Here is a 1,598-nt window from a genome sequence, read left to right on the forward strand (position 1 = left end):
GGAGACATAGCAGTTTTTACATTGGTTTATATGGTCAAACCTGGGTAAAGTTTAAGGATTGTTGTCTAGAATTAGTAACCGAATTAATGAGACTCAATCCTAATAAACGAAAGTATTATCAACGAGGTATAAGGGCTAGGTTGCTTATAGAATCTGCATTTTAGCTTATTTCGTCGCCCCCTCAGGTAGTTCAACGTAGATAAATTTGAGCTTATCGTAGAACACTTCACAGTGCTGATTTTTTAGCTCCACCACATGCAACAGTTCCGACTCGTGCTTATGGTCATCAAATACAAAATCTAAAATACCAACGGTATAAACTGCGGTGAGCTCATAATTCCAATATCCCTGTTGAGCCTGTTCTTGGATGGGGAAAGTGGAATAATAGACACTGCGATCCTTAAAGAAATTTTGCTTGGCCTTCTGCATTTCGACAATGAAGCGTTCACCGGTCTCGCTCTGACAATAAATATCAAAGATAGCTCTTCGATCCACTAAGGTGTTGCCCAAGAACTCCGGATTCTTAAAGGTGACATCCTGAATCTGATGATGGGGAGGCAACAGAGTATTCAAGAAGTCGATCAACAGTGCCTTGTTTGGCTCAGTGCCAAAGACGCGCTTAAAACCGAAATCGGTGAGTAGGTCAATGTATTTATCTGGCAAGGGGAAAACCATATCAAAAGCCTCAGATCAAGGTTTGAGCAAGGCAAAAGGCAAAAGGCAAAAGGCAAAAGTTTACTACAAAAGCGTTTCAGCTTGTATCAATGTCCTAACTTTGATGGGTAGTGCTATATACAGTTTAAATGCACAACAGCTCACCCCACCGCAAACTCGGTATACTGCCTCATAATCGGTGCCTGATAGGCCAAGACAATATCCTGCTTTGGTACCCCTAGCTCAACTAACTGATCTGCGATCGCAATCTCCGACCCATCATGCTGTATCCAAATCTTGCTATCTTTAATATCCACATGTACAGAACACCCATAAATACGGGTGGTGTTATTTTTCCAACCGGTATGAACCATCTGGTAATGATCCCGTTCCGTATCAAAAATGAGCTGGGTTTCAATGGCCGGATTAGCAGACTTAATACTGGCGCGTTTTTTAAGCAAGTCCTGAATGTGCTGTCGATATACCTCTAGTTTATCCATTGAGTAATCCTGGGTTGCGAAATATCATAAACTGCAATAGGAACCTGATTACGCTTGATCGACTTTTGTATGAAGGGATAACTGAAAAAAGCACTGTAAATAGTGTTAGGAACCGCAAGATGAAGTGTTCGATCAGGCTCCTCATCTTCTAAGGCAAGACGATAGTTAATAAACTGCCCAATTGCACCATGGAATTCTGAAATTCTTGAAGTTGATAGAAAGCTTTTAACTTCAATAGCTATTTTTTCATTATTGCGTTCAGCAGCAATCAGGCGTTCTGCCCCCAAATCAATGTAGAGATCGGTAAAACCCAGATCAATGCGATAAGGATCGTGAGTAATGATCCAACCGTCATTGATTAGAGCATCCTTAACTAGATCATGGAATTGATCCTTAGCAGACATGGGGAAATAGGTACAGGTGTCAACAAACGTCTATTATATA

At 41.0% G+C, this 1,598-nt stretch carries 3 protein-coding genes and 1 pseudogene; 1 reads left to right on the forward strand and 3 read right to left on the reverse strand.

All coding sequences use genetic code 11. The features are described 5' to 3' along the window. Positions 1-164 (forward strand): annotated as a pseudogene (locus F6K46_RS39630) (IS4 family transposase); the annotation flags it as partial. A 1-nt stretch (position 165) separates the two neighbouring features. On the opposite strand, the gene F6K46_RS39635 reads toward F6K46_RS39630, so the two are convergent. From F6K46_RS39635 to F6K46_RS39645, 3 genes are all read right to left on the reverse strand, one after another. Next, the gene (locus F6K46_RS39635) at positions 166-675 is read right to left on the reverse strand and encodes an Rpn family recombination-promoting nuclease/putative transposase (RefSeq protein WP_293067802.1); all 510 of its coding nucleotides are present in this window, start codon (positions 673-675) and stop codon (positions 166-168) included. Positions 676-815: 140 nt separating this feature from the next. Further along, positions 816-1,154 carry a XisI protein gene (locus tag F6K46_RS39640; RefSeq protein ID WP_293067805.1) on the reverse strand — a complete coding sequence of 113 codons (339 nt, stop codon included), beginning with the start codon at positions 1,152-1,154 and terminating at the stop codon, positions 816-818. Then, a complete protein-coding gene (locus F6K46_RS39645; protein ID WP_075897916.1) occupies positions 1,142-1,558 on the reverse strand; it encodes an element excision factor XisH family protein in 417 nt (138 codons plus the stop codon). The genes F6K46_RS39640 and F6K46_RS39645 overlap by 13 nt, the downstream gene beginning before the upstream one ends. Positions 1,559-1,598: the final 40 nt, after the last annotated feature.

Source organism: Moorena sp. SIO3E8 (assembly GCF_010692445.1).
Lineage (GTDB): Bacteria > Cyanobacteriota > Cyanobacteriia > Cyanobacteriales > Coleofasciculaceae > Moorena > Moorena bouillonii.

Coding starts and splice junctions, on each gene's coding strand:
- F6K46_RS39640 (WP_293067805.1), bottom strand. CDS start 1,154: ATGGATAAACTAGAGGTATATCGACAGCACATTCAGGACTTGCTTAAA.
- F6K46_RS39635 (WP_293067802.1), bottom strand. CDS start 675: ATGGTTTTCCCCTTGCCAGATAAATACATTGACCTACTCACCGATTTC.
- F6K46_RS39645 (WP_075897916.1), bottom strand. CDS start 1,558: ATGTCTGCTAAGGATCAATTCCATGATCTAGTTAAGGATGCTCTAATC.